General features: G+C 67.7%; 23 protein-coding genes and 1 pseudogene. 11 read left to right on the top strand and 13 right to left on the bottom strand.

Annotated features, from left to right (window positions below; translation table 11 throughout):
- Window position 1 precedes the first annotated feature (1 nt).
- Entirely contained in the window at window positions 2-844 is an 843-nt protein-coding gene (locus GLA29479_RS12630; RefSeq protein ID WP_211264977.1) for a dienelactone hydrolase family protein, read from the bottom strand.
- Window positions 845-964: 120 nt separating this feature from the next.
- Between GLA29479_RS12630 and GLA29479_RS12625 the strand changes: the two genes are divergently transcribed.
- Window positions 965-1,948: a GlxA family transcriptional regulator gene (locus GLA29479_RS12625; RefSeq protein ID WP_057973188.1), complete on the top strand. Its 984-nt coding sequence runs from the start codon at window positions 965-967 to the stop codon at window positions 1,946-1,948.
- Between the two features lie 184 nt (window positions 1,949-2,132).
- Here the strand turns inward: GLA29479_RS12625 and GLA29479_RS12620 are convergent, their stop codons facing one another.
- The 3 genes and pseudogenes from GLA29479_RS12620 to GLA29479_RS12610 all read right to left on the bottom strand — a co-directional run.
- The gene (locus GLA29479_RS12620) at window positions 2,133-3,125 is read right to left on the bottom strand and encodes a glycoside hydrolase family 6 protein (protein ID WP_057971785.1); all 993 of its coding nucleotides are present in this window, start codon (window positions 3,123-3,125) and stop codon (window positions 2,133-2,135) included.
- Window positions 3,126-3,406: 281 nt separating this feature from the next.
- Window positions 3,407-5,575 (bottom strand): prealbumin-like fold domain-containing protein, encoded by a 2,169-nt coding sequence (locus GLA29479_RS12615; protein ID WP_057916568.1) that lies wholly within the window; start codon window positions 5,573-5,575, stop codon window positions 3,407-3,409.
- A gap of 247 nt (window positions 5,576-5,822) precedes the next feature.
- A pseudogene (locus GLA29479_RS12610) lies at window positions 5,823-7,541 on the bottom strand (ArnT family glycosyltransferase); the annotation flags it as partial.
- 532 nt (window positions 7,542-8,073) lie between these two features.
- Here GLA29479_RS12610 and fabV point away from each other — a divergent pair.
- A complete protein-coding gene (fabV, locus tag GLA29479_RS12605; RefSeq protein ID WP_057916567.1) occupies window positions 8,074-9,279 on the top strand; it encodes an enoyl-ACP reductase FabV in 1,206 nt (401 codons plus the stop codon).
- A 74-nt stretch (window positions 9,280-9,353) separates the two neighbouring features.
- Here the strand turns inward: fabV and GLA29479_RS12600 are convergent, their stop codons facing one another.
- The gene (locus GLA29479_RS12600; protein WP_057916566.1) at window positions 9,354-9,629 is read right to left on the bottom strand and encodes a hypothetical protein; all 276 of its coding nucleotides are present in this window, start codon (window positions 9,627-9,629) and stop codon (window positions 9,354-9,356) included.
- Between the two features lie 31 nt (window positions 9,630-9,660).
- Window positions 9,661-9,987, bottom strand: coding sequence for a DUF2834 domain-containing protein (locus GLA29479_RS12595; protein ID WP_057916565.1), 327 nt, complete (start codon window positions 9,985-9,987; stop codon window positions 9,661-9,663).
- 607 nt (window positions 9,988-10,594) lie between these two features.
- Here GLA29479_RS12595 and GLA29479_RS12590 point away from each other — a divergent pair.
- Genes GLA29479_RS12590 through GLA29479_RS12580 form a run of 3 tightly spaced genes read left to right on the top strand, consistent with a single transcriptional unit; the run spans window position 10,595 to window position 13,347 of the window.
- A complete protein-coding gene (locus GLA29479_RS12590) occupies window positions 10,595-11,326 on the top strand; it encodes a tRNA-dependent cyclodipeptide synthase (RefSeq protein WP_057916564.1) in 732 nt (243 codons plus the stop codon).
- Between the two features lie 16 nt (window positions 11,327-11,342).
- Window positions 11,343-12,551 (top strand): cytochrome P450, encoded by a 1,209-nt coding sequence (locus tag GLA29479_RS12585; RefSeq protein WP_057971783.1) that lies wholly within the window; start codon window positions 11,343-11,345, stop codon window positions 12,549-12,551.
- A gap of 28 nt (window positions 12,552-12,579) precedes the next feature.
- Complete coding sequence (locus GLA29479_RS12580; RefSeq protein WP_082638614.1) at window positions 12,580-13,347, top strand: class I SAM-dependent DNA methyltransferase; 768 nt, start codon at window positions 12,580-12,582, stop codon at window positions 13,345-13,347.
- A 69-nt stretch (window positions 13,348-13,416) separates the two neighbouring features.
- On the opposite strand, the gene GLA29479_RS12575 is transcribed toward GLA29479_RS12580, so the two are convergent.
- The 3 genes from GLA29479_RS12575 to GLA29479_RS12565 all read right to left on the bottom strand — a co-directional run bounded on the left by GLA29479_RS12575 (window position 13,417) and on the right by GLA29479_RS12565 (window position 18,335).
- Entirely contained in the window at window positions 13,417-14,958 is a 1,542-nt protein-coding gene (locus tag GLA29479_RS12575) for a class I adenylate-forming enzyme family protein (RefSeq protein ID WP_057971781.1), read from the bottom strand.
- A gap of 129 nt (window positions 14,959-15,087) precedes the next feature.
- Entirely contained in the window at window positions 15,088-15,975 is an 888-nt protein-coding gene (locus GLA29479_RS12570; RefSeq protein WP_057971780.1) for an alpha/beta fold hydrolase, read from the bottom strand.
- Window positions 15,976-16,088: 113 nt separating this feature from the next.
- On the bottom strand, window positions 16,089-18,335 hold the full coding sequence (locus GLA29479_RS12565) for a TonB-dependent receptor (RefSeq protein WP_057971779.1): 2,247 nt from the start codon (window positions 18,333-18,335) through the stop codon (window positions 16,089-16,091).
- 196 nt (window positions 18,336-18,531) lie between these two features.
- On the opposite strand from GLA29479_RS12565, the gene GLA29479_RS12560 reads away from it, so the two are divergent.
- On the top strand, window positions 18,532-19,494 hold the full coding sequence (locus tag GLA29479_RS12560; protein WP_082638612.1) for a helix-turn-helix domain-containing protein: 963 nt from the start codon (window positions 18,532-18,534) through the stop codon (window positions 19,492-19,494).
- Between the two features lie 32 nt (window positions 19,495-19,526).
- Here GLA29479_RS12560 and GLA29479_RS12555 read toward each other — a convergent pair whose 3' ends face one another.
- Window positions 19,527-19,988 carry a MaoC family dehydratase gene (locus tag GLA29479_RS12555; protein ID WP_057971777.1) on the bottom strand — a complete coding sequence of 154 codons (462 nt, stop codon included), beginning with the start codon at window positions 19,986-19,988 and terminating at the stop codon, window positions 19,527-19,529.
- Between the two features lie 215 nt (window positions 19,989-20,203).
- Here GLA29479_RS12555 and GLA29479_RS12550 point away from each other — a divergent pair, with 215 nt between their 5' ends.
- The gene (locus tag GLA29479_RS12550; RefSeq protein ID WP_057971776.1) at window positions 20,204-21,151 is read left to right on the top strand and encodes an extracellular catalytic domain type 1 short-chain-length polyhydroxyalkanoate depolymerase; all 948 of its coding nucleotides are present in this window, start codon (window positions 20,204-20,206) and stop codon (window positions 21,149-21,151) included.
- A gap of 126 nt (window positions 21,152-21,277) precedes the next feature.
- Window positions 21,278-22,168, top strand: coding sequence for a haloalkane dehalogenase (locus GLA29479_RS12545; protein WP_057916555.1), 891 nt, complete (start codon window positions 21,278-21,280; stop codon window positions 22,166-22,168).
- Window positions 22,169-22,185: 17 nt separating this feature from the next.
- On the opposite strand, the gene GLA29479_RS12540 is transcribed toward GLA29479_RS12545, so the two are convergent.
- Both GLA29479_RS12540 and GLA29479_RS12535 read right to left on the bottom strand, forming a co-directional pair.
- Window positions 22,186-22,872, bottom strand: coding sequence for a nitroreductase family protein (locus tag GLA29479_RS12540; protein ID WP_211264976.1), 687 nt, complete (start codon window positions 22,870-22,872; stop codon window positions 22,186-22,188).
- Window positions 22,848-23,720, bottom strand: a complete 873-nt coding sequence (locus GLA29479_RS12535; RefSeq protein WP_057971774.1) for an EamA family transporter — start codon at window positions 23,718-23,720, stop codon at window positions 22,848-22,850. Before GLA29479_RS12535 ends, GLA29479_RS12540 begins: the two co-directional genes overlap by 25 nt.
- 77 nt (window positions 23,721-23,797) lie before the next feature.
- Here GLA29479_RS12535 and GLA29479_RS12530 point away from each other — a divergent pair, with 77 nt between their 5' ends.
- From GLA29479_RS12530 to GLA29479_RS25270, 3 genes are all read left to right on the top strand, one after another.
- Complete coding sequence (locus GLA29479_RS12530) at window positions 23,798-24,313, top strand: MarR family winged helix-turn-helix transcriptional regulator (RefSeq protein ID WP_057971773.1); 516 nt, start codon at window positions 23,798-23,800, stop codon at window positions 24,311-24,313.
- Between the two features lie 164 nt (window positions 24,314-24,477).
- Window positions 24,478-24,960, top strand: coding sequence for a hypothetical protein (locus GLA29479_RS12525; RefSeq protein WP_057971772.1), 483 nt, complete (start codon window positions 24,478-24,480; stop codon window positions 24,958-24,960).
- Window positions 24,961-25,050: 90 nt separating this feature from the next.
- On the top strand, window positions 25,051-25,227 hold the full coding sequence (locus GLA29479_RS25270; protein ID WP_169795654.1) for a hypothetical protein: 177 nt from the start codon (window positions 25,051-25,053) through the stop codon (window positions 25,225-25,227).
- A 39-nt stretch (window positions 25,228-25,266) separates the two neighbouring features.
- Here GLA29479_RS25270 and GLA29479_RS12520 read toward each other — a convergent pair whose 3' ends face one another.
- On the bottom strand, window positions 25,267-26,232 hold the full coding sequence (locus GLA29479_RS12520; protein WP_425599933.1) for an Lnb N-terminal periplasmic domain-containing protein: 966 nt from the start codon (window positions 26,230-26,232) through the stop codon (window positions 25,267-25,269).
- Window positions 26,233-26,382 lie beyond the last annotated feature (150 nt).

Raw genomic sequence — 26,382 nt, 5'->3', positions numbered from 1 at the left:
GTCATTCCTTCGCGGCAAGACGCCGGGCGAAGAAAGCCAGGATCTCGTCGCGCGCGGCGATCGTCGGCTGGCCGGCTTCGTCGATCAGATGCGCCGTCACCACGCTGTGCGGGCTGGCGACCACGTGCTCGAAGAATGGCGCCAGGCCCTCGCGATTGGCGGCGCTGTCGGGCAGCACCCTTGCGACGAAGCGCTCGCCGAGCGCCTCGGCATAAGCGGCGAAGCGCTGCGCCTTGCAGAAGCGGTCGCCGTCGAAACGATAGGCCATGACGGTGAGGTCCTCGCGATCCAGGCGCTGCCGCACCGCGGCGAGTTGCTCGGGCGCGATTTCCAATCCGGCCGGGTCGTCCAAAGGCAGCGAAGGCTGCGCCAGCACCGGCGCCAGCATCGAAGGTTCGAGCATCATGCTCAGGGCGAAGTTGCCGGTGAAGCACATGCCGATCGCGCCGACGCCGGGGCCGCCGCATTCGCCGTGGGCCAGCCGCGCCAGCGCACGCAGCCACTGGGTGACCGGGCTCGAGCCCTGGCCGGCGAAGGCGCGGAACTCGGCACTGACGCAGGCGCGCTGGAAGATCGTCTTACTCTCCTCGACACCGGGCACGGCGCCATCGCGGCCGAACAGCGAGGGCATGTAGACGGTGAACCCCGCGTCCCGGACCCAGCGAGCGAAGCGCGCCACCTGCGGGCTAATGCCCGGCATTTCGGTCATGACGATGACGGCCGGCCCGGCACCGGCGACATGCACCGGTTTCTCGATGCCATCGAGAAAAAACTTGCGCGGCTCGAAGTCGTCGAGCGGGTCGGGCTGGCGGAGACCGATGCGGTTGATCGGGGTAGACGGCATTCGCGGGTGTCCTCGGGTCGGGCGCTGCATACGCGGCGCGGCATCGGCTCAGCCGCATTGCAACCCGCCGCGCGCTAGACTTCGAGTGTCCGCTTGGACATGTTTCGGGCGTTTTCGGCCATGCACGATTTCACCGTCCTGATCCTGCCCGGCGCCTACGCCAGCAGCGTCGCTGTCACCCTCGACCTGCTCGGCGCCGCGGCCGCGCTCGCGCCGCGACTGAAAACGCCGCGACCGGTCTGGCGGCTGCTATCGCCCGACGGCGGCAGCGTGACCCTCGGCAACGGCCTGCGCATCGACACTCGGGCGATGCCCGGCCGCGCGCGCGACGACGCTTCGACCTGGGTGGTGCCGGGCCTGGGCGTGGACCAGAGCGCGCGACTCGCCGATCGCCTGACTCGCGCCGACGCGCAGTGCGCGATCGCAGGGCTGCGCCGCCACGCTGCACGAGGCGGCAGCGTCGCCGCCTCGTGCTCGGCGGTGTTCCTGCTGCAGGCCGCCGGTGTCTTGCAGGGGCGCCGGGCCACTACCTCGTGGTGGTTGGCCGCGGAGCTGCAACGCATCGCCCCGGACTGCAAGGTCGATGCCGACCGCATGGTCTGCAGCGACGGCCCGGTCAGCACCGCCGGCGCGGCATTCGCCCAGTCGGACCTGATGCTGCAGTTGCTGCGCCTGCGTTTCGGCGGCGAGCTGGCCGACGTCGTCGCCAAAATGCTGCTGCTCGACGGCCGCCAGGCGCAGACGCCGTTCGTGATCCCGTCGATGCTCGCCGGCGGCAACGAACTGGTGACGCGGCTGACCCGGCGCATCGAGTCCTCGCTGCCGCGTCCGCCGAGCCTGAGCGAACTCGCCGCGGAGTTCGCGATGTCGCCGAGAACCCTGGCCCGGCACGTGCGCGCCGCCACCGGACGGACCGCGCTGGCCTTGATCCAGAGCGTGCGCTTGAACCGCGCACGGCGCTTGATCGAGACCAGCCGCATGAGCATCGAACAGGTCGCCGCGCAGGTGGGCTACGAGGATGCGACGGCGTTGCGGCGACTGATGCGCAAGGCCACCGGTGCCACGCCGAGCCGGTTTCGCAGGAACCATCATCAATCGGGGTAGGAGCGGATCGGGGTAGAAGCGGCGCAGGCCGCGACCATGAAGTTCGGCATGCGGCCCAGCTACACGCAGACGAATGAATGCGTTCGCCACGAGGGCACCGCCCTTGGCTCCGCGCGGCTGCACCGGCTGCCGCGGTTTTGCGGTCGCGGCTTGCGCCGCTCCTACCCTTTAAGGCGTTACGCGCTCACCACCCGTCGATCAGGCGGATGGCGATATCGGGCGAGAACTGTCCGGCCGGTATACCCGGCGCAATGCCGCAGTTGCCGTCGGAATCGCCCGGCACCTTGATCCACAACAGCATTTCCGCGCCGCTGCCGCTGCTCTGCGAGACCGTGCCGAGCTTGCGGCCGGGCGGGTTGCACCATTCGCCGTTGGAGCCGTTGCCGTTGCGGCTGGTGTCGACCACGAACGGCTTGGGGTAGCCGAACTGGCGCTGCAAGGCGCCGGCGACCGCGACGCCGTAAGCATTGGAATCGGCGGTGGTGTAGTAGTTCGATACGTTCAGGGCGAAACCGCGAATGCCCTTGACCCCGGCAGAGTTCAAGCGCCGCGCCATTTCGTCGGCGCCGATCCAGCGGGCGTTGCCGCCGTCGTGATAGACCAGCGCATTCGGCGCGCGCAGCCTGAATTCGTTCGCGGCGTATTGCAGCAAGCCGGTGCGGATGGTGCGCTGGTCGGCGGGCAGGCAATCCAGCTGGGCCAGTGCGTCGGGCTCGATCACCACCACCGCGCGGCGGCTACCGATGCCCGCGGCGAAGCCTGAGATCCAGGCCCGATAGGCCTCGGGACTGCCGGCGCCGCCGCCGGAGTGACTGCCGCAATCGCGGCCGGGGATGTTGTAGGCGACCAGGATCGGCAGCTTGTCGGCGGTCTGCGCCGCACCGACGAAGCTCGCCACCGCGGTATTGATGTTGCCGCTCCAGTTGCCGAACCAGCGCGCCATCGGCTTGGACGCGATCGAGTTCTTGATCCGGGTGGCGCGCGAATCGGCCGGATGGCTGCGCACCCAGATCGCCGGATTGGAGTCGGGGTCGACATAGAAGCCGCTGCTCTGATTGGCCGCGGTCGCCGCGACCGGCATCAGTGCAACGGTACACAGGGCAATGACGCCTGCGATGAAACGGCTGCGGCGCTGCCGACGAACCGCCGCCGGACCGGTGATGGAATATCGATACATGGATCCTCCTGCGTGCGAACCGCGACCACACAGAAGGTGACCTCGAAGCCAGCCGCGCTCTTCCAAGCGCCTCACACTTTGGGACATCCGCGGCGCTGCGGACGCGACCGGGATTTCATTCCGGCACGCAGCTCACGCAATGAACCGGCCGGTCACTCGTCGAGGCGGATGCCGATTCGCAGACCGCGTTCCGTGCGGCCGCATGTGCGATCTCGAGCATCTGCGATCTACGCCTCGACGCGAGCCCCCGTCTCAACGAGCCGGAATCCGGATCGCGATCGCTAGTCGACCTGGCAAGTCAGGGTAATGGTGACCGTTGCGCCGCTGGCGATAGTGCCGAGCGCCGCACCGCTGTCGAGCGAGGCCAGCGTGATCGGCGCGACCGGGCAGCCCGCACCGCTGCAGGTCGGCGGCGCGGTGCAGGTCAATCCGCTGCGGCTGGCGATCGGATCGCGCAGCACCGTACCGGTTACGGCATCGGGGCCGTTGTTCGTCACGACGATGGTGTAGGTCGTAGCCGTGCCGCGAACCAGCGTATCGCCGGGCTGATCGCTGCTGCCCAGACCCGGCGTGTTGGTCTTGGTGATCGACAAGTCGGCGATCGGGCTGCGCGTGTTGGCGAAAGTGCAGGTGAGATCGTCGCCGACCGCCGCGGTGACGTTGAACGTGGCGCCGCTGCCGCTGGGCGTCTGCCCTCCGGCGAGTGCGTTGGCGCAACTGTAGGCACTGCTGTAATTGGCCAGGCTCGCACCGGCCGCGGCGATTTCCGAGAACGCGTAACTCGCGCCGGCCGTGCCCGGGTTCAGGGTGGCGACTCCGGTCGCGGTGCTGCCGGAACCGGTGGTCGTCACCGACGCCGGCCCGCCGGTGCCGGCGATGGCGAGGGTGAACTGGTCGGTCGCCACGAAGCGTCCCAGCGGCAAGGACTTTTGCACGCGCAGGATAGGCTGTTTGGCATTGGTGAAGACACAGGCGATGTCGGCGGCCGTCGCGGTGACCGTCGCAGGGATCGTCACCGCACCGGTAGTGGCGGTCGCAACCGGATTGACGTTGCCGGTGATGGCGCTGTTGGCATCGGTGCAGGTCACGCCGGTCTGCACGAAGCCGGACGCGGGCGTTTCGGTCAATGTCACCGCGGTACCGGGCGTGGTCACCGACAGCGCGGTCGGCGCGGCGGGCGTCGGCGTGTTCGGCGCCGTCGTCGTGATCGCCGGCACGGCGCCTGTGAGATTGGTCGCGGCGAAAGCGAACGGCCCGCCGACACCGCCGACCGTGGTCTTCTGCACCTTGACGGTCGGTGCCGCGACGATCCAGTAAACGACGATGCGTCCGTCGCCGCCACCGTTAACCGCCTGATTGTAGGCCGCGCCGGTGGCGCCGCCGGCGCGGCCGATCGGCACCGTGCGCGGCGCGCCCGCGGCGGAATAGTCGGTATCCCCGGTCGTTCGCGGCGGCTGGTTGACGACGTTGTTGTTGGCCGCGGCGATCTCGGCGGTGAACTCGATCGATTGAAAGCGGTTGCTGGCGGCGACGAAACCGGAACCGCCGCGGCCGGAGTTGGTGGTATCGGTGCTGCAACGGCCGACCACCCCGCCGGAATTGAAGGTGTAAACCGTCCGGCCGCCACCTTGGAAGCCGCCGCCGCCGGCGGTGGCCCAGTTGGTCGGCATGTCGATGTTGGCGCAGTTACTGCCATCGGCGGGCACCGTCCAGGAATCCGCGCTGCCCTGCATGGTGCCGCTGATGGTCGGACCGGCGGAACGCGGGCTGGTGTAGTTCCAACTCAGCGTGCCGGGCGTGGCGCCATAGCCGGACAGCGCGCCGTTGCCATTGGTACCGCCGCTGCGCAACGCGAGTGCGCTGTCGAGGTTATTGCCGTTGCTGTCGGAACCGCCCCCGCCACCGGCAACGGCCAGGGCGCGTGCCGTGCTGGTGTTGGTCACCGCTCCGGTGCCGGTGAAGACACCGGACAAGCCGCCGCCCTGATCGTGCTGGCCGCTGCCGCCGAAGCCGAATGCGCCCGGATCGTTGGCGCCGCCGGGCCGGACCGCGCGGCTGCCGCCGCCGGCGACTACCAGCGAATACTGCGTGCCGGCAGCGGTATTGAAGAGCGCGCCGGTGTAGCCGCCGGCACCGGCCTTGGAGGCATCGGCCAGGAATTCCTTGCCGCCGCCACCGCCCCAGACCTTGAAGTACACGCCCAGCGCATTCGCCGGCGCGGTGACGGTGACCTGTGCTCCGGTGTAGTCGTGTTGTTCGCGCACTACGGCGATGCTGGGTCCGTATAGCGTCGTCAGATTCGGGGCCGGGGTGGCGCCGACCTGGGCCTGGGCAGCATCCGGAATCATCGACGAGACCGCGACGGCGAGCGCGAGGAAACCCGAACCGACCGCTACCAGATGGGACTTGCGGCAGGACTGCCGAACCGGGTCGGACGGTCTCGTTCCCATGAGCACCTCATGCAAGGCAGCAAGCAGCAGGGATAGGCATGCACGAGGATCGGCATCGCCCGAATGCGTTATCCCTTATACCCCTCAAGTCCAGGGCCGACCACTACAGCGTTTCCGAAAGCGTAGCGCGCGCGCAACGTCCGAGCTCCTGTCCTAGGCGGGAACTGGTGCTCGACGTCGTTACCAGCGCTCGCAGGCTGCAGGCGTCGGCGACCACCGGCGCCAGACAGACGTCCCAATCCATGCTCAGCGCATGCTCGGCGCTCGACCAGCTGCAGCCGAGCGTCGCGCTGCCCGGCACCAGGGTCCAGCCGCGCCGGTTCGCATGCCCGAGGTGCTGGGTGCGTGAGGTGTCGATGCATGCCGCCAGGGCGATGTCCTGCACCAACAACCAGCGCGTCTGCGGCGACTGCCGCTGCCACTCCAGTCCGCGTCGCATCTGCACCGGGAAAATAGCCTTGAAGCCGAACTCGGCGACCTTCCGGTCGGCCATCAACAGGTTCTGCTCGCGCCACGCCACCAGGCCCAGTTCGGCCGCCGGCCCGATGCGCTTGCCGACTTCGGCCATCAGGCCGCGCGCGGACGAGGAATCGTTGAGCAGCGGCGCCATGACCAGGCCGAACGCCACCCACAGACCGACGAGCATGGCGATCATGCCGGCGAAAGCGCGGCGTCGCCCAGCCCACAGCAGGCAGGCCAGGCCCCAACCGCCGACCGCGGCGACGCTGGCGGCCAGCGCCGAGGACACGTCCTCGAGCGAGCGCTCGGCAACGAAGCGCCGTTCGAAGCCGGGATCGCCGAACCACATCGCCAGGCCGCCGCTCAGCAACAACACGGACAACACCGCGGTGAAACCGAGCGCGACGCGCTGCGCCGATGCCTTGCGCAGCAAGCCCGGCAGCAACGGCGCCAGCGCCAACGCCACCATCGGCAACGCCGGCAAGATGTACATATCGCGCTTACCGCCGGGAATGCTGAAGAACAGCAGGACCAGCAACCACCACGCCAACGGCAACAGATAACGCGCATCGCGACGGCGCAGACGCCGGCGCCAGGCCGGCAGCGCCCACGGCAAGGCGAGCATGGTCGGCAACCACATGGTCGCCATCACTTCCAGGAAGTACCAGGTGGGTTGGCCGTGATCCCAGGACGCGCCATAACGCTTGGCGGTCTGGCGCACCAGGATGTCGTTGAGATAGGCCGAGTACTGGCCGCCATCCGGCCCGAGCGCGGCGATCGCCAGCGGCACCAACCAGATGCCGGTGGCGGCGACGAAGGCCAGCGGCCCGAGCCAGAACTTCGCGTTGTTCGCGTGCAGCTTCACGTTCCAGCCGCGCAACGAGGCGATGCCGGCCGGGATCAGCATCAGCAAGGCGATCGCGCCGACGCCCTTGCTGATCGTGCCCAGCCCCGCCGCGGCCCAGCCGAGCATCCACATCGGCCAGTCCGGGCCCCGTTTGCGCGCGCTCAGCAAGACGTGGCGCAGCAGACCGTAGTTGGCCAGGGTGATCCAGAACACCACCAGGGGATCGATCTGGGCCTTCTTCGCCTGCCAAGTGAACTGCAGGGCGAACAACAGCGCATAGCCGGCGTAGAGACCGACACGACGCGTCCACAGGCGGCGGCCGAGATCGACCACGCACCACAGCGTGCCCAGCGAGGCCAGCAGCGAGGGCAGCAGGAAGGCGATGCGCCACTCGCCGAACACTCGGTAGGCGGCGGCCTGCAGCCACATGAACAACGGCGGCTTGTCCGAATACAGTTCGTGGCCGCGATGCGGGAACAGCCAATCGCCGCTCTCGATCATCTGCTTGGCGACGAGGGCGAAACGCGGTTCGTCGGCCGGCCAGGGATCGCGCAGGCCCAGTCCGACGCCGAGCACCAGCACCGCCAACACCCAGAACAGGACGACCTGGTTGCGTCTGGCGACGTGGTATGGCGCGGCACTGTGCGGGATCGTGGTCATCGCGTGATCGGTGTGGGTGGCGTGGTCTCGAAGCAGGGTCTCGAAGCAGGGTCGCGCAGCTAGGTCGTGCCGCCGCGAACGCCGGCAACGCGAAGCGCCGGCATTGTACCGAGGCCGATCGCGCCTTCCCTACGCCCGCGCGCACCGGCAAGAGACGCAATCGACCGAGGCTCGCATCCTCGATGTCCGATTAATGTCGGAGCCCGGGCCGCCGCGGGCGCGTCGTGCGCAGCGACGCCCATGATGCGCAATACGCCACCGTTCGGAAACCGCGATCAACCAAAGGGCCGGCCGCTCCCCGGCCTCGGCTGGGCGAGCGCACCCGTTCGAGGCATACTTTTCGCCCTGGCCGGTCGACGGCATCGCGCCGCCCCCGAGCTTGTCCGGGCTGCGCTTCAAGGCCCGGCCGCGGCCGGACGGCCGCTCGCGACGGATGCGCCACGGCTCGCCTTCGACCGCGACGGCAGCACTCTCCAGCCCGCGGCGCGCATCGCGCTGTCGCGGGCGCCCCATCGATGACGAGGTAGACCAGTTGATCATCCACCCCAAGGTTCGCGGCTTCATCTGCACCACCACGCACCCGCTCGGCTGCGAGCTCAACGTACGCGAGCAGATCGAAGCCACGCGCGCGCGCGGCGTACGCAAGGATGGTCCGAAGAAGGTGTTGGTGATCGGCGCGTCCAGCGGCTACGGTCTGGCCGCGCGCATCACCGCCGCGTTCGGCTTCGGCGCCGACACCCTCGGCGTGTTCTTCGAGAAGCCCGGCAGCGACAAGAAGGCCGGCACCGCCGGCTGGTACAACTCGGCCGCGTTCGACAAGTTCGCGAAGGCCGATGGCCTGTACAGCAAGTCGATCAACGGCGACGCCTTCTCCAATGAAGCGCGCGACACCGCCATCGAGCTGATCAAGAACGAGATGGGCGGCCAGATCGACCTGATCGTGTATTCGCTGGCCTCGCCGGTGCGCAAGCTGCCCGACACCGGCGAGCTCAAGCGCTCGGCGCTGAAGACCATCGGCGAGCCCTACGTCTCGACCGCGATCGACACCAATAAAGACACCATCATCCAGGCCACGGTCGAGCCCGCCACCGAGCAGGAGATCGAAGACACCGTCACGGTGATGGGCGGGCAGGACTGGGAGCTGTGGATCGACGCGCTCGAACGCGCCGGCGTGCTGGCGCCGGGCGCGCGCACCGTCGCCTTCAGCTACATCGGCACCGAAATCACCTGGCCGATCTACTGGCACGGCGCGCTCGGCAAGGCCAAGGTCGACCTCGACCTGACCGCCCAGCGCCTGGATGCGCGCCTGCGCAAGATCGGCGGCGGCGCCAACGTGGCGGTGTTGAAATCGGTGGTGACCCAGGCCAGCGCGGCCATCCCGGTGATGCCGCTGTACATCTCGCTGGTGTTCAAGGTGATGAAGGAAAAGGGCCTGCACGAAGGCACCGTCGACCAGCTCAGCCGTTTGTTCCGCGAGCGCCTCTATCGCGAAGACGGCCAGGCGCCGCAGACCGACGAAGAGCATCGCCTACGCCTGGACGACTGGGAACTGCGCGACGACGTCCAGGACACCTGCAAGGCGCTGTGGCCGCAGGTCACCACCGAGAACCTGTTCGAGCTCACCGACTACGCCGCCTACAAGCACGAGTTCCTCAAGCTGTTCGGCTTCGAGCGCAGCGACGTCGATTACGACGCCGACGTCGACCCCGACGTGAAGTTCGACTGCATCGAACTCTGAGTCCGCGGCGGATTCCGTCGCGCTGCACCGACTCCGCTCCTGTCGCAGGAGCGGAGCCCGGCTCGCCGGCCGCGTCACTTATACCGGCGGCGCTCGGCCGTGAGCGCCTGCTCGGATACGAAGCCGGTGCCGCAGTTCCGGCAGTAACACCCCTCGACGAACTGTTGCAACGGCGCCTCGCGCAGGTGCGAGGGCAGGACGTCGTCGACGCGAAGATCGGCCGCATATGCCATCCGGGGGTCCTTGCCCGGCGTGGCGACCCAGGCTTCGTCGATCAACAGCAACTTCGGCGCCAAGGCGGCGGCCGAACCGCAGCGCGGGCAAGATTCGTCGGACGGATGCGGGTTCATTGCGCCTCCTGCGCTGCGTCGGGTTTGCCCCTCAGGGCATACCGGCATCGAGTTTCGCCTGGCGCTGATACAGAAACAACGGCAGCCCCAGGGATACTCCCACGAGCAGGGTCGCGACGACCGGCGCCCACAGACGGCGCACGCGCAGGCGACGGCCTTCGCTTGCGATAAACACCAGCAGCACCAGCGCCGACACCAGCACGTCCATGCCGAAGAAGGCGCCGATGCGCGTGGAAAACAGCTCGGCGAAGAAACGCGGCAGATCCGGGCCGTGCTCGACCAGCCACGGCAGCAACTGCGCATACGGCAGCAGCGATCCCGGCAGGCACAGCAGCAGATACCAATGTCTGAGTTTCATCGTCGTCCTGCGGCTGGATGGAGAAAGCCGCGGCGCGGCTTTCGATGAAGTCGATGGAGCGGCCGCCAAGCCGTCCGCACCGCCGAAACCATAAACCATCGGCCCCGCGCTTGCCCGCCGCGCCGCATCGGCGATAAGGCGGATCGCTGCGCATAAGGACTCGAAGCGGCCTGCGGTTGCCGCATCGCTGCCTGCCGAGCACCGCAGGCCTGGAGGAAATGCCGACGACCGGCGCCGAATCTCCATTCGATTCGACGCTCACCCACGCTCATCCGGGTTAACTCCGCATCGCTTTGCTTGCGCGTTCCAGGATGAATCGTGACGGGCACCCGCAGTCCTCCGCTTCGGTGCCGACGAACTCCATAAACGCGACCGAGGTAACGTCGTCCACGCGTGATCGGCGTAGAGTGCCGCCCGAGCTTTCGGGTCGGCCTGCATGGCCGCGGCACCTCTTGCCGCCATGGAGGCGCCAGGCGCCGGACGCACAACGACGGCCGGATCCGCAAGGTTCGCGGCCGATACAGCGGCGACCGCGATGTTCGACATGCCGCATTCGCCGGCCGCGTCGGCGCAAACGTCTTGATCGGCTCAAGGAGGAGTGGGGGTCATGTCTGTCTCGATCGCCGCCGAAACACTGGACCGCCCTCGCCTGCCGATCGCCGCCGACGACGCCTCCGGCCGACCGTACGCGCATCCCTACACCGATGCCTGCGCAGCCATTGTCGACAGGGCCGAACATGTCGTGATCGGGCTGAGTCCGTTCAACGGCTATTTCAGCGCCATCGCCATCCAGCGCATGATCGCCTGGGGTTGCCGGCACTTCCGCAAGGTCGACGTGCTGCTGCCGGGCTACGAGGCGATCTATACGCTCACCGCCGCGGGTGTCGCTCCGATCGAGGCGACGCGCAAGCTCAGGCGCGAATTGCTGCGGCTGCGCAACACCAGCCTGCGTAGCCTGCAGGACCACGATGTCGAGCAGCCGCAGCAACGCATCCGCAGTTGGACGCGGCTGCTCGAAAACCGCTCCTACCTGGCCTTGCGGCAGCAAGTACGGCGCTCCTATCACGAAGATTTCTCGGTGCGGCAAGCCTGCCGCAACGCCGCGATCAACGCGGTCGAAGGCGCCATGGGCCGGCGCCCGGACGAGAGGCAGCTCGCCCAGGCCGTCCATTACCCGCTCGCCGAGCTGCCCTTCTTCGTCGACAGCCCGGCGATCTACGGCGTGCGCAGCTCGGTCTTCGCCTACCCGCGACCGATCGCCCTGGTCCGCTCGCTGTCGATCGGAAGCGACGCCGCGCTCGCCCGGACCGATGGTCAAGGATTCGTCTCGTTCGAATAGCGACAGGAGAGTCGCCATGCCCAGCCCGCTCGATCAAGCCCAGGACATCCTCAGCTATCCGTTCGCCATCGGCCCGCTCGGCACGCCGCCCGAGACCATCGCCTGGGCGCGCAAACACCGGCCGGTGTGCCCGATCAGCCTGCCCAGCGGCACCCGCGCCTGGATGGTCACGAACAAGGACGACATCGGCCTGGTCCTCAGCGACAAACGCTTCTCCCGCGACCTGACCTACGCGGGCGCACCGCGCTTCGTCGGCGAGGATTTCACCGCGGTGCCCGGCGGCCTGTTCAATCTCGATCCGCCCGACCACACCCGGGTACGCCGGGTCATCGGCCATTTCTACACCCGCAGCGGCGTCGAGCGGTTCCGTCCGCTGGTCGAACGGCATGCCGCGCAGTTGCTCGACGCCATGGCCGAGGGCGACAACCCCGCCGACCTGATGCAGGCCTATTCCACCCAACTGCCGCTGCACAGCAGCTGCGACATGCTGCAGGTGCCGGTGGATTTTCGCGAGCAGTACCTGGCGTACTTCCATACCCAAACCAATTACCAAGCGACGGCGGAGGAAGTCGCGCAGGCGACGGCCAAGATCCTGGATTTCTCGCGCGACATCGTCGCGCTCAAGCGCAGGCACCCCGGCCTCGCCGATCCCATCGGCGCCTTGATCGAAGCGCGGAGGCAAGGCTTGATCGACGAAGACGAACTCGTCGGCACCGTCTGCTATCTGTTCGTCACCGGCTCGGAGCCGCTGATCCCGCCGCTGTCGACCGGCGTGTTGACCTTGCTGGAACATCGCGCCCAGTTGCAGCAGTGCATCGACGATCCCACCCTCTGGCCCAAGGCGATCGAAGAGGTGTTGCGCTATCACCATAACGGCGTGCTGGGCCTGCCGCGCGTGGCCACCGAAGACGTGGCGCTCAAGGACACGGTGATCCGTCGCGGCGAAGCGGTATGCGCCACCATGCTCGGCGTGACCTGGGACCCGAAGTACTACAGGCACCCGGCCAAATTCGATATCCACCGCTCGACTGACGGCACCGCGACCTTCGGCGCCGGCCCGCACTTCTGCCTCGGTTCGGCGCTGGTGCGGATGTTCCTGGAAGTCGCCTATCGCATGTTGTTCGCTCGCTTTCCGCGCCTCGCCCTCGCCGTACCCGCCAGCGAGATTCCCTGGGAGGAGAACATCCTCTTCATCCGGCCGGTCAGCCTGCCGGTCGCCTGGTGACCCATCCACCGACGTTACCGAGGTTCCCATGCACACGATGGACAGCCAGTTCGATGCGCTCGCCGACGCCTACGAGAGCAGCATCGACGAAATGCCGTTTCGCCGCCATATCGAAATGCACAGCGTGCTGCGCGTGGTCGGCGACACCCGCGGCCTGCGCGTGCTCGACCTGGGCTGCGGCAGCGGGCTCTACACCCGCGCCATCGCCGAGCGCGGCGCACGCCGCGTGGTCGGCATGGACGTGTCGGCCGGGATGATCAGCCACGCCCGTGCCCACGAGCGCCTGGCCCCGCTCGGTATCAGCTACTACTGGCGCGATGCCGCGCGCGACCCGAGCACCGTCGCCGAGGACCTCGGCGAGCGCTTCGATCTGGTCACGGCGGTGTATGTATTGCCGTATGCCGAATCCCGCGCAGGCCTGAGCGCGATCTGCCGCACCGCCTTCGAGGCCTTGTCCGGCCCGGGCGACCGTTTCGTCGCGGCGGTGCTGAACCCGGAGTTCTCCAGCGACGAACAGTGGTACCGGCATTACGGCATGACCCTGAGCGCCGCGCAGGGCCGGCAGGAAGGCGCGCCGGTGCACCTGCACGCCTGGTTCGGCGAGCACACGCTCGACCTGGATGCGTTCTATTGGTCGCGCGACGCGCACGACCGCGCCTTCCGCGAGGCCGGTTTCAGTAGCACGCAGTGGCACATGCCGACCCTGTCGGAGACCGGACGCAGCGTCAGGGACGACGACTTCTGGCACAACTACCTCGAGCAGCCTCATGCCTTGATCGTCGAGGCCACCCGCTGACCGCCCGGCCGCGGACAGCCCGCACTCTGCGCACAGGCGATCTTCGCCGCTTCGCTGCGAAGCCGCGGCTCAGACGCTCGGCCAGTACGGCGCGCGCAGCTCGCGCTTGAGCAGCTTGCCGGTCGGGTTACGCGGCAAGTGATCGCGGATCTCGACCGCGGCGACCCGCTGCTGTTTGCCGACCCGCTCGTTGAGCCAGTGCTTGATCGCTTCGCCGTCGCCGGCCTCGGCGTCCTTGACGATCACCAGGGCCAGCGGCGATTCGCCCCAGACCGGGCTCGGCACGCCGATCACCGCGCATTCGGCGATCGCGGCGTGCTGCATCAGCACGGCTTCTATGTCGGCCGGATAGATGTTCTGGCCGCCGGAGATGATCAGGTCCTTCTTGCGGTCGAGGATGTACAGATAACCCTCCTCGTCGAGGCGGCCGATGTCGCCGGTGCGCAGCCAGGTGCGTCCGGCCTCGTCGACCCACAAGGCCTGCGCGGTCGCCTCGGGCCGGCGCCAATACCCCGCCATGGCGAAACGGCTGCGGCCGACGATTTCGCCGGCCTCGCCGGCTTCGAGCGGGCGATCGTGTTCGTCGAGAATCAGCAGGTCGACACCCGGCAAGGGCTTGCCGACCGAGGCGAGATGGCCCTCGGCGTCCTCCGGGTCGAGCGCGGTGATGATGCCTTCGGTGGTGCCGTAAACCTCGATCACATCGCAGCGGCAGGTCTCGATCAGGCCGGCCTTGGTCGCCAGCGGCAAGGACGAACCCACGCTCATGATCGCTTGCAGCGAGGAGCGGTCGGTGGTCCGGAACTGCGGATGATCGAGCAGGCGCTGGTACTGCACCGGCACCATCGCGGTGTGGGTGATGCGCTCGCGCGCGATCGTCGCCAGGGTGTCGGCGACGTCGAAGACGTGCCGCAACACCACCGTGCCGCCGCTCAACCAGGTGCCGAGCAAGGCCGCCCAGCTGATGTTCGAGTACAGCCCGGTGACCAGCAGGGTGCGGGCCCCGGCGTGATAACGCAGCGCCAGCGCCGCGTCGTAGGCCCAGGCCACGCGCGTGCCATGCGTGTGGACGATGCCTTTCGGCTCGCCGGTGGTGCCCGAGGAATAGATGATGTTGCACAGATCGGTCGCGGCCACCGGCACCGCCGGCGGATGCGCGTCGGCGCCGCCGAGCCAATCGGCATACCCGCGCCAACCGGCCGTGGCCGGGGCGCCCTCGCCTGCGACTTCGATGCGGGCGATGCCGGCGATCGCACCGACGCGGGCGGCGTGATCGGCGGTCGCGAATACGAATACGGCCCCGGAATCGGCCAACATGCTCGCCGCGCTCTCGGCGCTGATCGCGGTGTTCAGCGGCACGGCGACGCAGCCGGCCTTCATGATGCCGACGATCAACTCGGCCATCTCGATGCAGTTGGACATCAGCATCGCGACGCGGTCGCCGTGGCGCGCGCCGGCGCCGATCAGGGCATTGGCGATGCGGTTGGTGCTGCGGTCCAGGCTTTGCCAGTCCAGGGTACGCTGCGGCGCGACCAGCGCTGGCGAGCGCGCGCGCCAGCGGCCGTGCAGGGCGAAGATCTCGGGCAACAGCGGTTGCGGTGCATCCAGCATGGAAGGGTCTCCGTGTCGCGGGAACGCTCGGTCAGGGCGAAGGGGCTAAGGCAAGAGGGCGAGGCACGCGGCGCTCGCCGCGGCCCGCCCAGATTGAGGGCATCGACGTGCGCAGACAGGGCCGCGGTCTCAATCCGCAACGTCGAGCAGGGTTTCTATGCCGATCCGGGCATCCAGTTCCGACAAGGACGGCGCATGGCCGACATCGGGCACCTCGACCAGGCGCACCAAGGGCGACACCGCGGCCATGCGCCGCGCAGTCTTGGCCTCGAGGATGTCGGACAAAGCACCGCGCAGCAGCAGGATCGGCCGGCCGGCGGCGAGCTTGCGGTACAGGTGCCACATCAGCGGGCGCAGCAGCCACAGCTTGGTCGGGCTGACCGTGCGGATGATCTTCGGGTCGTAATCGAGCACCAGCAGGCCATCGTCGCGAATCCGGAACATACGCTCGATCATTCGCGCCCAGTCCGCGCGCGTGTACTTCGGATAGGCGGCGCTGCCGATGCGTTCGATATACGCCGCCGCGTCCTCGCGCGTCATCGCCGGCACCGGCACGCCGGCGTAGCGCGCGATCCGGTCCAGCGCCGACTTCGGCGCCTGCGGGCCGGCGTCGTTGAGCACCGCCGCCGCCACCGCCGCAGGCTGCTTCACCGCCACGGTCATGGTCACCCACACGCCGAGCGAGGTGCCGATGAAAACCGCGCGCGGAATCGATTGCGCGGCCATCAGATCGAGAATATCCAGCGCATAACGGTCGGCGCTGTAGGTTGAGGGGTCATCGGCGTACTGCGAGCGGCCGCGGCCGCGCAGATCCACCGCCAGCACGCGCCGCCCGGCCGCGGCGAGCACCGTGGCGATCTCGTCGAAATCGGCCGAGTTGCGGGTCAGGCCCGGAATGCAGATCACCGGGCAGCGCGGCCTCGCGTCGGCGTAGATCGCCGCGGGGTAATCGCGGGCGTACAGCCGCAGCCCGTCGCGGCTGTGCCAATGCAATGCGTCGTAGGGTTCAGCCGACATGATGGGGGGAGATTCCTGTGCCAACGAAAGAGCGACCGGCCCCTGAGCGAATGCCGATCGAGGGCCGATCGAAACGCCCGCAGCGTTCGCGGCGAGCGTCGGAGGACCTGCGCTCAGAATTCGTAGCGCGCCGACAGGCTTACGGTGCGCGGCGCGCCGTAGAAACCGGTGACGATGTCGAGCGCTGCGATGTGGTAACCGGTGCTGCGATACGATTTGTTGCCCAGGTTGCTGCCCTGCAGGCTCAAGGTCCACGGCTGGTTGATCTGCCAGATCAGGCCGGCGTTCCACAGGCCGTAGGCCGGCTGCGCGATCAACGGCGACAACGTGGTCTCGGGATAGGTCTTGCTCTGGTAGCTGTAGTTGATGCGTCCGCCGAGGCTGCCGCCGCTCGCGAGCGGATACAGCGCGTCCAGACTCAGCCCGCCCGACCACTTCGGTGCGTTGGTGAAGCGCTGGCTGTCAGCGATGTCGACTCCGCCGCTGCGATACTCGTCGTACTTGCTGCGCAGGTAAGCGACGTTGCCGCTGAGCGTCCAATGCTCGGAGGGTTTCCAGGCGAACTCGTGCTCCAGTCCCTGGATGGTGCCCTTGCCGGCGTTGGTGAAGTCGCCGAAGAAGCCCGGGCTGCCGTTCGGCAAGGTGTAGGAGGTGAACACCGACAACTGGATGTTGCTGTAGTCGTTGTGGAACAACGAGGTGTTCATCATCAGGCGGTCGTCGAAGAAGGTCATCTTGCTGCCCAGCTCGTAGGACTGGACCTTCTCGTCGTCGATCGGCCGGCACGAGGCCGGGATCACCGCGCAGTTGGCGCGGATGTTGTAGCCGCCGGAATGGAAGCCGGCGTTGTAGCTGGCATACAGGTTGACGTGATCGTTGGCGCGCCAGGACAAAGTCAGCTTCGGCGATACGTTGCGCGAGGTGTGGGAACCGGTGAAGTCGGCCAGCTCGGCGATCGGCACCTGGAAGGCGCCGTCGGCATAGGCATAGTTCTGGATCAGCGCGTCCTTGGTTTCTTCGGTCAGGCGCAGCCCCAGGTCGAGGCTCCACTGCGGGTCGAGATCCCAGGTGAAATCGCCGTAGGCGGCGATGCTGCGGGTGCCGATGCGCCCGCTGCTGACCGCATACTGCGACAGCCGCAACGCGGTGTACGGCGGCGAGCCCAGGAAGGTGCTGCGGTTGATGCCGCCGGCCGCGCCCCTGAAGTAGAACAGGCCGAACACGCCGTGGAGCTTGCCGCCGGCATCGTAGTTGGCCTGCAGTTCCTGGCTGAACTGATGATCGCTGTAACCGCCGGAAGCTTCGCCGATGCGTTCCGGCAAGGTATCGAAATCGATGTTGCTCTGGGTCGACGAGCTGCGGTAGGCGGTGATCGACTTGAACGCCCAGTCGGCGCTGGCGATCCATTTGAAGGTCAGCGCCGCGCCTTCCAGCTCGCTGTGGTTGACCTGGGGCATGGCGCTGCGGGTGTCGAAGTCGCTGGCGAGCGGCCGGTAGGCGGGATAATACTTGTTCGCCTTCAACATCTTGGCGCCGCGCGGATTGGAGTTGTCGTGCATGCCGTCGAGCGCGAGTTCGACGTTGAAGTTGTCGGACGGGAAATAGCCGAAGGTGGCGCGCGCGGCATTGGTGTTCTTGTTGCCGTTGCGGCTGTCCTGGACCAGGTTCTTGCCGTAGCCGTCGTTGTGCATGCTGGCGACGGCGACGCGGGCGCGCCAGACGCCATCGTCGCTGGCGCCGCCCAGGCTGGCCTTGGCGCCACGTTCGCCGTGCGTGCCCACGGTGGCCTCGATGGAACCTTGAGTGCTCTTGGGCAAGGGGCTCGACACGTACTTGATCGCGCCGCCGATGGTGTTCTTGCCGTACAGGCTGCCCTGCGGGCCGCGCAGTACTTCGATGCGACTGACGTCGAACACATCGAGCAAGGCGCCCTGCGGCCGCGCCAGATAGACGTCGTCGAGGTACACGCCCACCGCCGGGTCGAAACCCCAGGTCGGGTCGGACTGGCCGATGCCGCGGATGTAGGCGGTCAGGGTGGTGTTGGAACCGCGCGCCGCATACACCTGCAGCGACGGCACCTTGCCTTGCAGGTCGGCGAGGGTCTGCACGTTCTGCTTGAACAGGGCCGAGGCGGTGAAGGCGCTGACCGCGACCGGCACGTCCTGCAGGGTTTCCTCGCGTTTGCGCGCGGTCACCGTGATCGATTCCAACTGGGTGGGTTTCTTTTCCGATTCGATCGGCGCCGCTTCGGCCGCGGTTCCGGTCTCGGGCGATGCCCCCTGCACCTCCTGCGCCCGTACCGCCGACAGTTGCGTCGACATCGCCACACCGATCGCCACGCTCAAAAGCCTGTGTCTCATCCTGGTCCGTTCCCCTGCGCGCATCGCCGCCGTCGCGATGACGGCATGCCTGCAACATAGCGGCGACAGGGCGCGGCGGTTCCACCGCGGGAGCACACCGCATTGACCCTGAGTGCACAGACGTGCTGCGTCGCAACATGCAGCGCGAGCCGCAACGCTCCTAAGATGCCGATCGATAGTTCACCGAGGGATCGCCATGTTCGCAACCGAGGTTGCAGCGCCGACTGCATTCCCCGCCAAGGCCGCGGCGGGTCCACGGATCGCGATGGGCGGCTGGTCGACCGTGCATTCGCCGGGCTTCGGCAGCGCCGACATTCAACTGACCCGTCCCGAAGGACGCATGGGCTGGCTGGCGAGCCAATCGGTCGGCGCGCTGCAACTCAACCACATCGCCCTCAGCGGCCTGCACATGCGCCGCACTCCGCAGCATCTGTCGGGCCTGGCGCAGAACTACGTGCTCGCCCTGCCCGCCGCCGGCAGCTCGCGCAACGTCGTCGGCGGCCACGAAGTGATCCTGGTGCCGGACCGCATCTATCTGATCTCGGCCGCGGTGGTCGGCGAAGTCCAACCGGAAGGCTGCTACAAAAGCTTCAACACCCTGATACCGACGCATCTGCTGCAGCAACGCGTGTCGCATCTGCCGACCGTGTTCTCGGCGCCGCTGGACGGCACCGATCCGCGCGCGGAATTGCTCGGCGCCTATGCGCGGCAGATCGACCGCCTGGCCAAGCAACTCGGCGAAGGCGAGGCGCAGGTGCTGACCACCCAGCTGTGCGACCTGGTCGCGCTGATGCTGCGCGGCGATTCGCGCACCTTCTGCGACGACCGCTCGCTGGCTGCCGCGCACAAGCAGCGCGCGCTGGATTTCATCGAGGCGCATTACTCGAACGAAGACTTGTCGGCCGAAATGATCGCCCAGCGCTGCAGCATTTCCGAAGGCTATCTGCACCGTCTGTTCCGCGACAGCGGGCAGTCGGTGATGGAGCGGCTGCGCGCCCTGCGCCTGGGCAAGGCCCACGACATGCTCAGCAATGCCGCTTTGGCGAAACTGCCGATCTCCGAGATCGCCTACCGCAACGGCTTCCGGTCGCAGTCGAATTTCTGCCGCGTGTTCCGTCAGCACTTCGGGGTTTCGCCGAGCGAACTGCGCCGCCACTGAGCGCGGCACGCGGTCAGCGCAGCCCCGCTCGATCAGCGGTACAGCATCGCCGCCATCTCGGCGACCAGCGCCGGCTTGTCCTTGCCGTCTATTTCCATGACGTTGCGGGTGATCATCAGCAGGCGGCCCTCGCCCTTCGCTTCGACGCGGACCAGGGCCACTCGCACCCGCACCCGCTCGCCGGCCAGCACCGGCGCCTGGAACCTGACCTCGCCGAGACCGGCGTTGAGGGCCTGCGAAATGTCTTCGGGCAGGATGCCGAGCTGCATCTGCAGCGGCGCGAGCAACGACAACAACAGGAAACCGTGGGCGATGGTGCCGCCGAACGGGCTCTCCTTGCGGCAGCGTTCGACATCGACATGGATCCACTGGCGGTCGCCGGTGGTCTCGGCGAATCGGTCGATCATCGTCTGGTCGACCGTCTGCCAGGGGGATACACCGAGCTCCTTCGATGCGTACTCGCCGAGATTTTCGAAGGTATAGCGCTGGCTCATCGAGACTCCCTGGCCGATGCGGTGAGGTGCGCCCCAGCTTAGCGCGGTGGCCGCGCCCGTCGGCGAGGTCCGGATGGATTCGCGACCGCGGCCCGCACTTCGCGTAAGCGATCGGCTGTGGTCAACACATGGTGCGCCCGCGGTGAAACCCGGCCCGATGCGAGCGGCTACAACGCGAAGACCACGCGGTCGTCCGGCCGCCAGGAGAGACTGTCATGTGGTTATCGTCCATCGCCCTGCGCCATCGCTTCCTGTGCGCACTCGCCGCCCTGTTGTTGGTGTCGTCGATCCCGGCGCCCGCATACGCAGCCGGCTATTTCCGCGACCTCTACGTCAGCCTGGCCGGCGCCCGCGATTACCACGGCTACGTGCCGAGCAGTTACCGCCCCGGCGTGCCGATGCCGATGCTGGTGGCCCTGCACGGCTGCACCGAGAACGACGTCGGTTTCGAGTTGCTCTCGGGCTGGACCCAGCTCGCCGAGCAACGCGGTTTCATCGTCGTCTTTCCCGACCAGAACAACCTCGCCAATCCGCTCGGCTGCTGGAACTGGTACCTGGAAAGCAACCAGCATCGCGGCCTCGGCGAGCCGTCGATCATTGCCGGCATCACCAACAAGCTGCGCTCGCGCTACAGCGTCGATCCGCGGCGGATCTACGTCACCGGCGTGTCCGCCGGCGGGGTCATGGCCAACATCATGGCCGTCGCCTATCCCGACCTGTACGCCGCTGCCAGCATCCTCGCCGGCTGCGAGTACGACTGCGACATCCTGCAACTGCAGTCGCCCGAAACCTCCGGCAACAAGGCCATCGCCGAGATGGGCAGCCGCCGGCGCGCCGTGCCCACCCTGATTTTCCAGGGCACTGCCGACCTCGTCGTCGCCCCGGCCACCGCCGAGCGCATCGTCGGGCAGTGGGCGACGGTCGCGGGCATCGACACCGTCGCCGACGAGGTGGTGCACGGCCAGGTGCCGGGCGGCCGCTCCTACACCCACAAGGTGTATCGCGCAGCGGCGACCGGCCCGTCCTTGATCGAGTCCTATCTGATCGACGGCGCCGGCCATGCCTATCCCGGCGGCTGCCCTTGCAGCCTCTACGGCGATCCCTCCGGCCCCGATGCCAGCGGTCTCACTTGGGATTTCTTTCTCGCCCATCCCAAGCCCTGAGTCGTCGCAGGAGACGGACCGCCGTCTCCCGCGAGCTAGCTGGCCCGATGTTTTTGCCCGCATCTGGCCCTACCGGTGCGCGGGCGGCGGGGAAAAAATCAGGTCAGTCCAATCGGAAGGCCTGCCATGAACGCCCAAGAACACCCCGTGCTCCCCGTCGACACCCTGCCGCGCCGGCGCATGCAGGTGCTCGATACCGAAATCAGCTACGTCGATATCGGCGAGGGCGCGCCGATCGTGTTCCTGCACGGCAACCCGACCTCGTCGTATCTGTGGCGCAACATCATTCCGCAGGTGCGCCACCTCGGCCGTTGCCTCGCACCGGATCTGGCCGGCATGGGTCAGTCCGGCCCGATGCCCGGCGGCGGCTATCGCTTCGCCGACCACGTGCGCTATCTCGACGCCTGGTTCGAAGCCATGGACCTGCCCGCAGGCATCGCCCTGGTGCTGCACGACTGGGGCTCGGCGCTCGGCTTCCATTACGCACGCCGGCATCCGCAGCGCATCGCCGCGATCGCCTACATGGAATCGCTGGTGCAATCGCGGAGTTGGGCGGACTTCCCCGCCGGCCGCGACAGCTTGTTCCGGGCGATGCGTTCGGAACAGGGCGAACGACTCGTGCTCGACGAGAACTTCTTCGTCGAGACCGTACTGCCCAAGAGCATCCTGCGCCAACTCAGCGAAGAGGAATTGCAGGCCTATCGTGCACCGTTCGCGACCCGCGAATCGCGCCTGCCCACCCTGGCGTTCGCGCGCGAGCTGCCGATCGACGGCGAGCCGGCCGACGTCGCCCAGGCCGTGGACGCGTACGCCGATTGGCTGGCATCGAGCACCCTGCCGAAGTTGTTCGTCAACGCCGAGCCCGGGGCCTTGTTGACCGGACGCGCACGCGAGTTCTGCCGCAGTTGGAAGAACCAGACCGAAGTGACGGTGCCGGGCATTCACTACCTGCAGGAAGACGCACCGCATGCGATCGGCAGCGCGCTCGCCGAATTCCTCTCGACCCGGGTCCGCTGACCCCGGCGCCGGCGCGTTCAAACGTAGGCGATGACCTCGTGCACCGGCTTGCGCGGTTTCTGCGGCCAGTTGCCCGGCAGCGGATGGCCGACGGTGACGACCAACACCGGCACTTCGTCGGCGGCGAGGGCGAACTCGCGCGCGACACCCGCGAAATCGATCCCACCCATCGCGCCGGTGGCCCAGCCCATGCCTTCGGCGGCGAGGATCAGGGTCATTGCCGCCAGCGACGCCGAACGAATGGCTTCGTCGCGTTGCAAGGACGGATCGTCGGCGTGCGCACGCGTCGCCTGGGCGACCCAACCGTCGGCCATCGATTGCGCCATGATTCCGGCATCGACCGAGGGTTGCAGCGCCCGCTGCAGGTGTTCGTGCGCCGCGAGCGTACCGCAGACGATGAAGGCCACCGAAGCGTCGGCGATCTTCTGCTGGCCGTAGGACAGCGCCTTCAGGCGCGCTTTCGCCTCGGGCGTGCGCACGGCGATGAATTTCCAGTTCTGGAAGTTGTAGGCCGACGGCGCGCGCGTGGCCTGATCGACCAGGGCGGCGATGTTCTCGTCGGAGATCTGTCGATTCGGGTCGTAACGGTTGGCCGACACGCGCGATTCGATGAGTTGTCTGATCGGATGGTTCATGACATTTGTTGATGAGAGATCGGGGGAGAAGCGAGCACGCAAGTTCAGGCCGGCCTGCTGCTGCGCCATTGCACGGCCAGCACGCTGCCGAGCACGATCAGCAAGCCGAGCAGCGACAGACCGGTGAGCGATTGGCCGAGCAAGGCCCAGCCGAGGATCACCGCAGTCAATGGGCTCAACAGGCCGAGCGAGGACACCGCCACCTGCGGCAGACGCGCCAGGCCGCGGAACCACAGGGCATACGAGATCAGAGCGCCGGCAATCGACAGATAGACATAGGCCGAGATCTGCATCGCGCTCAGGCGCGGCAGCGGTGCATCGATGGCGAAGGCCACCGGCGCCAACATCAGGCCGCCGAGCAGCAGCTGCCAACCGGTCAGGGCGAACACCGGCATATCGCTGCGCCAGCGCCGGGTCAGGTAGTTGCCGGTCGCCATGCAGGCGGCGCCGGCCAGAGCCGCGGCGATGCCGACCGGCTCCCATACCGTGTCCGGCGACAGCAGCAGCACGCCCATGCCGATCACCCCGAGCACGCAGGCCCAGACGGTGAACTGCAACGGCCGGCGCTGGTCGACCGCCCAGGTCAGGGCGATCACCAGCAAGGGCTGGATCGCGCCGACCACCGCGGCGAGACCGCCGGGCAGGCGGTAGGCGGCGACGAACAGCAGCGCCTGGAAGACGGCGATGTTCAAGCCCGACAGGCCCAGCAGGCGGAGCCATTCGCCGCGCGCCGGCCAATGCCGCATGAAGGCGACCAGCAACAACCCGGCCGGCAAGGTGCGGATCAGGGCGGCGGTGAAAGGTCGGTCCGGCGGCAACAGCTCGGACGCGACGATGTAGGTCGAACCCCAGATGGCCGGGGCCAGGGCGGTCAGGAGCATGTCGATCCAGACCGGGCGGTGCGAGGCTGCGCTCATGAAACTATCTTCAATTCAAGATAAGATCCTAGCCTGAAGACAACTTGTCTTGAAGTCAAGACAAATCAGGAGCCATCATGGCCAGAAGCAAACGGCAGCCGGACTCGGTCGACGCGATCCTCGAACAATGGCGCCGCGAGCGCCCCGATCTCGATGCGAGCCCGATGGGCGCCATCGGCCGGGTCAAGCGCTGCGCGGCCCTGCTGCAGCGCCGGCTGGACAAGACCTTCTCGACCTTCGACATGACCAGTTGGGAGTTCGACGTGCTCGCCACGCTGCGGCGTTCCGGCGCGCCGCATTGCCTGGCGCCCACCGCGCTGTTCTCGGCGCTGATGATCACCTCGGGCACCATGACCCACCGCCTGCAACGCCTGGAAGCGGCCGGCTGGATCGAACGCCGCGCCAATCCCAGCGACGCGCGCAGTCTGTTGGTGCAGCTGACGCCGGCCGGCCTGGCGCTGATCGACCGGGCCGTGGAAGCGCATATCGAGAACGAGCGCCGCATCATGGCGGGCCTTGCGCCGTCCAGCCTGCGCTCACTCGACGATGCCTTGTCGGAACTGTTGACGATGCTGGAGTCCACGGCCGAATGAGCGGCGCGCGGCAGAGCTCGAACGGCCGTGATCGGCCCGAATCGACCGCAATGCGGCACCAGCGCGAGCGCTCAAACTGAACCGCCGTCGCCGGGGTTAGGTGGCAGTCACCCGACGCGCCCATGCTGACTACGGAAAGCACACTTCCGCCCAGGGGGACGACCATGCAGCTACCGATCGGACGGCCGGGCAACGGCCACGACGACCTCACGCAGTATCCGGTGGTCGTGCACGCCATGAGCAACGCGAACGAGCCCGACGGCCGCATCCGGCCGGACGACACCCACGCGCATGGCTTCGGCGTCTATCGCGCGGCGACCGATCGGCAAGTGGGAGCACGCTGGGTCGCGGCATTGAGGCGGACGCTGGATCCGCGATTCCTCGCCGCGCCGCTGCCGGAACTCGCCCTGCAGGCCGTCAACGCAATGCCCGGCTCGGCGGAACCCGAAATCGGTTGGCAAACCTCGACCTGCGTGTGCGTGTCTTTCGCATGGCGACTGCGCGCCGAGCCGGATCTCAGCGACCGCTATCTGGCCGACTTCGGGCTCATGCGCTCTTGGGTCGATCTGCATTGCCGTATCCCGATGCATGCGAACTATGCCCGCGCGCCCCAGGAACTGACAGGGCAGTCACGGCCCCTCGCCTAAGCTGTATTGCACGCGGCGTACACCACCAAGGGGAAGGCCATGCGCTTGTCGATCCGATTGAGGCGTAACGGCAATCCGAAGCTGTCGCCCGTGCCCATGTCCGACCTGGGCGTGGCCGCCCTGGACGGCGTGCCCGGCGTCACCGCACCGAAGATCACCGACACCATCCGCGAGGATGCGATCTTCTCGTTCGTGTGGAGCGGCCCCGGCATGCCCAAGGTCACCGACGAATACCTGCAGGGCTTCGGCTTGTCGCGAGTCGAGTGAGCCTCGGCCGCAGCGCGTCGAGCCGCTCGCGCGCAGGCCTCAGCGCGCGCGGACCTGATCGGCCGCCACGCCCGGCACGCCTTCGCGGATGAGTTCCGAGAACGCCGACGACTCGCCCGCTGCGCGCGCGCGATCGGTCACGCGACCGCGATCGTGCAGGGTGCGGTAGTCGTAACCGGGCATCAATCCGTCCTGGTCGTAGGCGTACTCGGCCAGATAGCCCGACAGCAGCAACCGGTAATCGAGCGGCAAGCCCGGCGCGATCTGGCGCATCAGGTCGAACACGATGGTGGTGCAGTTGCTGGTCAGAGTGTTGTAAAAACTCGGCTGCCTTTCGAGCTCGCCGGCTTCGGCGACATAGCCGAGAAACAGCGAACGCAGCGCCGCCTTCGGCAAGCGCAGCCGATACAGATAGACGTCTTCGTTGCGCACGTTGCTGCGCACCCGCAGGATGTCGCGCTCGTCGGCCGCGACCAGGGTGGTTTCGAACTCGCGGAAGAAACCGCCGAGGGTCGAGAACTGCTCGCCGCGCTCCTTGCGGATCTCGACCGAGAACACCAGCTTGCGGCCATCGTCGAAACCGAACGACACCAGGGTGTGGGCGATCGCCGGCCCCATCCAGTAGGACAACACCAGGTCGGCCGACTGCAGACGAGCGAGGTCGTATTCGCGGCGCTCCCAGCGCGGCGTGTAGTCGTGGTCGCTGCGCCAATCGAAATTACGCACGTTGTCGAGCCGGACCCGGTCGCCGTCGACCTGTGCGTGGAGGTGGCGGGCCACGTCGTCGGCCCACACCCGCGTCTGCGACGGACGCAGCGTGCTCCACCACAACAGCACCCCGGCGAAGGCCACCAGATAGACCCACAACGCCGGCCTGCGCAGGCGGCGGACCACGAACAGCGCCGCCAGCGCGCTGACCACGAAGGCCGCCACGGCCAGGCTCTTGAACACGCCCGCCAGCGGCAATCGATACCACAGGGCCAGCCCGCCCCAGGCGGCGGACAAGACGATCGCCGGCGCCAGCACTAGCCAGCGCAGCCAAGGCGCCGCAGGTTTGCGGCCATGCTCCGGGAGGCGACAGCCAAGCGCCGCCGGATCGACGCCCCGGCTCATGCCGGCGCCCCGCTGCGCGCGCGGCGGCGCGAACAGCGCAAG

It is taken from the genome of Lysobacter antibioticus (assembly GCF_001442535.1).
Lineage (GTDB): Bacteria > Pseudomonadota > Gammaproteobacteria > Xanthomonadales > Xanthomonadaceae > Lysobacter > Lysobacter antibioticus.
The sequence above is the reverse complement of the archived record's forward strand: the minus strand, read 5'-3'. Positions and strand labels throughout refer to the sequence as shown.